Below are 6,289 nucleotides of genomic sequence, written 5' to 3'. Positions count from 1 at the left end.
AAATATATGTTCGAAAAATAAAGATTAATTCATAGGGGTTACATGTAAAGATAATCTAATATTTTTCAAGTGCTTATTTAATAGATCATAGTACAATCACAGTTAAGTGAGTACTTTGGTAGCTTTTATATAAAAATATACATTGTGGTGACTTATCCTTTTAGACTTCCTTGTTAAGATAAAATTTATTAAAGATATTTTTAAGAGGTGCTGGTAAGACATATAAGTATATAACTTATATTGCTTAATTATCCAGATAAGTTAATTATGATGAAACAGAAATCTATAACGGTAATAACTCTAGTTATTATAAATCTTATCCTTTTAGGATGTAATCAAGAAAATCATCCTACATCTCATTCTCAAAAGTATTATTCATCAAAGCTTGCCCAAGTCATAACTCAAAAAGTGACGGCTCGTACATTGACTCACAAGGTGAGTGGCTATGGTAGAGTCAAAAGCCATAATTCAGTTGTACTAAAAGCATTGGAGACCAGTCAAATCTCGGCTATTTACTTTCAGGCAGGGCAGATTGTTAAGAAAGATCAAGTATTAGTGCAGTTTGATTCAAGCGAGGAAAAAGCTAAAGTTGCAAGAGATCAAGCTCAGCTTGATGCTAAAAAGCAAACATGGCTTCGTAAAAAAGAATTAGTAAAAAATGGTATTATATCCCAAAGTAAATATGATGACAGCGAAAGTGATTACAAACAGGCTTTAGCCCAGTTAGAGCAAAGTAAATCTAATCTCACTGAGTTAACAATTAGATCGCCATTTGACGGAGTAATAAGCCAAACTGAATATCATGTCGGTGATATTGTTAAAGTCGGAGATATACTTGCAACATTATATAATCCGGAACAACTTAATATTGAATATCAATTACCTGCTTTACAAAAAGCAGACTATTATTTAGATCAAAAAGTTACTGTCTATTCAGCCCTTTCGTCTTTAGAACATACTCAAGGCTTTGTGAGTTATGTGTCCCCTAATATTGAGCTTGGTTTGGTTTCCTTAAAAGCGCAGTTATCGGATGCGAAACAATTTTCCCCTGGACAAAATGTAAAAGTTGTTCAGCAAACACGACAATTACTTGGGCAAGTAACTGTTCCAACATCATCACTCATTAGGAATATTCAAGGTGCGCAGGTATTTATTGTAGTTAACAACAAAGCTCGTCTACGTGATATCAAAGTAGGGCAATATTATGATGGCTATGTACAGGTTCTGTCTGGTCTATCTATTGGAGAAGAGCTTGTCATTAATGGACAAAATTACCTACGTACAGGTCAAAAAGTAGAAGTAATATCAGCTCCATCACAGAAAAATTCAGAAAAAGAAGGGAAGCTTTTACCATTCAAATCATCACAGCATAATTTGGAAGGTAAAAAATGAGATTAACGGAGTTATGTTTACGTCGCCCGGTATTATGCACAGTACTTTGGTTACTACCCGTTTTCATTGGTTTGGTTCTTTTCCAAAAATTATCTTGGCGATATACCCCACAAATTAATCAATCTAAAATTCAAGTGAGCGTTAATGACAGTGCGCTAACAGCACAAAATATGATGACCGAAGTCTTAATTCCTATTCAAAATGCAATTGTGGGTACAGAAGGAATAAGTCATATGTCGGCTACAGCTCGACAAGGTAAAGGCGATATTATTATAGATTTGGCACCTAGTATTAATGAAAGTGAGATTGATATTTTAATTAGCGAACTCCATAACGATATAGGTAATATTGAAAATCAGCTGCCTGATGATATTTCACCAAAAGTAACTAAATCTGACGATCATAGTATGCCTACAATGTTGATAAGCTTAACACCAGGTACTCATCAAGCGGAATACGAATTTCGTCAATATAGTATTGATACCTTATTACCGCAGTTAGAGCAGTTACCTGCAGCTGGAGCGGTAAGTGTTGAACCAAGCGCTAGTCAAACAGTGTTGATTAATATAAACCCTAATAAAGTTTATAGCTTTAATCTATCGATAAATGGTGTGATTCATAAAATTTCTGACGTAAACGCGATTAAAGCTATCAGTGGTAAAACCTCAGGAACAAAGAGTCAATACCAGCTAGTCTCAACTAGTGCTATCTCAAATCTTGATGACATAAAAAACACCATTATTGCGACCTATAAGCAACAGCCAATTAGATTAAGTCAAGTAGCTGATATAACTATTGGTATACCAAGTAGTGAACAAGAAGTTAAGCCACAGGTTGATTTCTCGAAGAAAAATGGCATGTTGTTTATATTGAATCCTCAATATACAACAACAGCTAATCCACTCGTACTTTCTCAACAAGTTCATGAGTTGTTAAATTCAATAACTTTACCGGGGGGGATGAAAGCGGAAGTATTGCTTGATAAATCAACTTTTATTACAACTGCGTTAAAGGGTGTATACATCGCAATTGTCTTAGCTGTGGTATTAGTTGCGGGAGTAATATGGTTATTCCTTGGCAATATGCGTATTACGCTTATTCCTATTGTGACGATTCCAGTCTGTTTATCGTGCTCATTTATTATCATTAAATTTTTAGGATTTAGTATAAATTCCTTAACACTACTAGCGATGGTGTTAGCGGTAGGGCTAGTGGTCGATGACGCTATTGTTGTTGTTGAAAATGTTCATCGTCAGCTACGTTTTCATGACTCTGTATTTAAAGCAACTTCTATTGCTTGTCGCCAAATTGGTTTTGCCATTATTGCTACAACTTTAACCTTGGCTGCAGTATATATTCCTGTAGGTTTAGTTGATGGAGTTACGGGGCAATTATTCCAGCAGTTTGCCTTTACATTAGCAGGTACTGTGATTATTTCTGGTATTGTTGCACTGACATTATCACCCATGATGTGTAGTAAAATGATGAACCATAAGCCGCCTGGTCGTTTTGAAACGTGGGTCAATGTTCAGTTAGATCGACTTGCTCAGGCTTACCATCATGTTTTGTCTGCCACTATTGATTGGCGTAAAACAACGTTACTAGTTATGGTTATTATTTTTGCCAGTAGTTTTTTGCCTTTTACATATACTCCGTCGCAAATGCTACCAGATGAAGACTCTGGACAAATTTGGTTATACCAATCTATAGATGGAGATGGAGATGATATCGTTCAGCAGAAAATGATAGAAAACATGAATACACAACTTAAGCATATTCCTTATATTGAACATGTTGCTCTTTTATCTAGTAATGACTCTATCGACGGCTTTATTACCTTAAAACCGTGGGAAGAGCGATCAGTTTCTGCACAGAAAATTAGTCAGATGATCAATAAACGATTAAATAAAGGTGGAAACCATATTTATACAGGTGTTATTCCCGCTATAGATATTGACAATGGTGGAAATGGCAATGTTGGCGGCATTAATCTTAATGTCATCAGTCGTGATGGTGAGCAAAAACTCGCTCAAGAGCTAGCTGAAGTTACATATAAAATTCAACAATCACCTCTATTTTCGAATGCGCGAACTGATCTTGAATTCGATAAAAACCAATTTAAGATCCATATTAATCGAGTACTTGCTTCGCAATACGATGTTCCGTTGAAAAATATACAGCAGCTCCTTAAGTTAACAATGAGTGGAATAAGCTTCGAGAATGATATGAGCTACCAAGGTACGAATTATTCCTTGTATGCGCAGTTAGAGCCAATCTTTATATTGACGCCTGAGTCATTGAAAAAGATGATGATTACGAATAAGAAAGGGAAATTAGTGCCAATGTCTGCACTAATAAGTATTGAAAATGAAGTAGGACCTCGCTTATTGGAACAATACGATAGAGCGACATCCGCATCGTTATTTATTCGATTGGCAGATGGCGTTAGTATGGGAGAAGGCATAGACGCCTTAGACAAGATGCTGCCAGATATTCTTCCGGAGAAGGTTAACTATAATTATGTTGATGAAGCGAAACAGTACCTTGATGCTAATCAGCAAATGCTTTTTGTGTTTATTGCAGCACTAATTTTTATTTATATGGTACTGAGTGCGCAATTTGAAAGTGTGATAGATGCTTTAGTGGTTATGTTATCGCTTCCGATTTCCTTATCTGTTGCCCTATGGGCGTTGTATTTTAGTGATTTTACTCTGAATGTGTATTCGCAGATAGGACTCGTTACTTTAATTGGTCTTATTTGTAAACATGGTATTTTAATCACTGAATTCGCAAATGAGTTACAAAATCAAGGTTTATCGCCCAAAGCAGCCATACTTAAAGCGTCTAAAACTCGCATACGTCCAATATTGATGACGTCACTGACAATAATATTAGGCTCGTTGCCATTATTGTGGGAAGCTGGGCCAGGTGCGTATGCAATGGGATCAATAGGAACTGTTATTATTGCTGGGATGACTCTAGGTATCGTGGATCCTTTATTTGTAGTGCCGAGTGTTTATTTAATGATGCAAAGGTTAAAGTGCAATATGAACGTTACAGCAATTGAAAATTAGCGTATTCGCTTCATTATAGCCGTAAATCCTCGCCCGATTTACGGCTGTGAGAAGTCACGCTTTATAAATAAGAAAAAACGCAGCAAAATTGGCTGCGTTTTATTTGTGTATTTTCTCTTAATCTTTTTCGGCAATTATCTTCTATTGTATAAGCGAGGGTCTTAGAGTTCCTATAAGGTGCTTTTTATATCTAAGTTTTAGATTAATATATCATACAGCAATCTAGTCTTTCTTTTTCTATTATTTATTATCTTTTTTAAACCTTATTGTACTTTTTGCAATTTATTGGGATTCTTGTAGAGTTCAGACATTCATATAAAGATAAGTGAAAATGAGGTGAATTTTGGATTTTATTTGAATGTCAAATAAAAAGTATTAATACACACATTATTTATTTTTATAAAAAGTTCTTAGAAAATATCATTTTTTAAAATGAACAGGATCCAAATCAATAACTCCAGTCTCTTCATATTTACCATTTGTATCTGTTGAAACTTTATAATGTAGCCCTGTAAGTGTTTCTGATTCCATAATTCGAAATTTAGAAAAGCCCATACCTTCATTTTGTATATAAAAAGGAGATCCTGATGATTGATAATGGCACAGATCTTTAGCTTTACCACAGAGAGGCCTAATTTGAATCAACGACGGTTTATCCTTGAAAGGGAGACTTTTTGAATAAGTGAAATTAATAATATTCCACTTATCTTTATTTTTACTTTCAGGAATATTCAATACTACTGAATTTATATTTTTTGACTTTAAATTCATTGTTTTGATATCAAAATATTGTTTACAAAATTCATTGTTGTAAGGGATGAATTTCATTATTGAATTTATATTTTTTGACTCATTTTCTCGGCATATCAAAGCATTTAAGAAATTGGTGGAACTGATTAACACTCCGTCATTGTCTTTAATTTTGATATTTAAGTCAACTGTATCCTTATTAACACCTAACAGTTCAATAATAATGTTACGATTAACTTCTTTACCATTTTGTGAATAGGATAATGTCGTAGAACTACCATCAATAGGTACAGTTGCAGAAAGGAATCTATTCGACGATTCAAATTTTATATCGGTTTTAAAAATCCAATTAGATGAGTCAGCATTAGCAACGTTAGTAATAAGGGTTGATAGCAAGATAAACTTTCTTATCATTATTGGTTTTCCTTATTTAAGAAAAATAACACCAAGTGTATGTTTTTAAATAACAAGACTGTTAGCATATCGAATAGTTTAATAAAGTTGTACAAATCTTTGTGGTGAATATACATAAACATTTAAGATTTAGGACATTCTTCTAATTTGAGAGAAATATTACATAGTGGTGACTATAAGCCATTTTTTTAAAAATTACTTTTAATGAAGTTGAATCTCATTAATGAGTGGTATTATTCTCAAACGTTGATTTTTCAAACAGCTTAATTATTTTCTAATAGTACATTAAGATTACTGATAACTAACAAGGTTTTTGCGATTTTTCAATGTGTTAAAGCTTGCTAAGTAAGCAAGTATAAAATTTAAGAGAAAGTTTGTGATTTTCCTGAAAATAAAACATCACTCTAATGTAAATATTATAGAGATATCGATAAGTTTAATTTTCCTCTTTCAGAATATAATAGATTACTGGTTATATTATTTATTTTACATGGAGAAAATATATTAGATAATTAATTTTTTTCTTTATATATAAAGTGTTTTTGATATGTGGGGGTTGTAAAAGATATTATGAAATACTTAATTTTATCTGGACTGGGTTACGTTTATCTAGGCAAAAAGTAACTAATATCTAAAGCAATTTCTTTATTGTCTGAATA

General features: G+C 33.3%; 3 protein-coding genes. 2 read left to right on the top strand and 1 reads right to left on the bottom strand.

The annotated features are described in order from the left end of the window. Positions 1-267 precede the first annotated feature (267 nt). Both CTN01_RS22430 and CTN01_RS22425 read left to right on the top strand, forming a co-directional pair. Positions 268-1,392, top strand: a complete 1,125-nt coding sequence (locus CTN01_RS22430) for an efflux RND transporter periplasmic adaptor subunit (RefSeq protein WP_244156139.1) — start codon at positions 268-270, stop codon at positions 1,390-1,392. Further along, a complete protein-coding gene (locus CTN01_RS22425) occupies positions 1,389-4,466 on the top strand; it encodes an efflux RND transporter permease subunit (protein ID WP_045150615.1) in 3,078 nt (1,025 codons plus the stop codon). Before CTN01_RS22430 ends, CTN01_RS22425 begins: the two co-directional genes overlap by 4 nt. A 420-nt stretch (positions 4,467-4,886) precedes the next feature. On the opposite strand, the gene CTN01_RS22420 is transcribed toward CTN01_RS22425, so the two are convergent. Further along, the gene (locus tag CTN01_RS22420) at positions 4,887-5,630 is read right to left on the bottom strand and encodes a hypothetical protein (protein ID WP_045150616.1); all 744 of its coding nucleotides are present in this window, start codon (positions 5,628-5,630) and stop codon (positions 4,887-4,889) included. Positions 5,631-6,289: the final 659 nt, after the last annotated feature.

Source organism: Photobacterium angustum (assembly GCF_003026365.1).
Taxonomy (GTDB): domain Bacteria; phylum Pseudomonadota; class Gammaproteobacteria; order Enterobacterales; family Vibrionaceae; genus Photobacterium; species Photobacterium angustum.
The sequence above is the reverse complement of the archived record's forward strand: the minus strand, read 5'-3'. Positions and strand labels throughout refer to the sequence as shown.

What these genes read in the sequence shown, in the direction of transcription:
- CTN01_RS22430 (WP_244156139.1), top strand. Translation starts at nt 268, where the DNA reads ATGATGAAACAGAAATCTATAACGGTAATAACTCTAGTTATTATAAAT.
- CTN01_RS22425 (WP_045150615.1), top strand. Translation starts at nt 1,389, where the DNA reads ATGAGATTAACGGAGTTATGTTTACGTCGCCCGGTATTATGCACAGTA.
- CTN01_RS22420 (WP_045150616.1), bottom strand. Translation starts at nt 5,630, where the DNA reads ATGATAAGAAAGTTTATCTTGCTATCAACCCTTATTACTAACGTTGCT.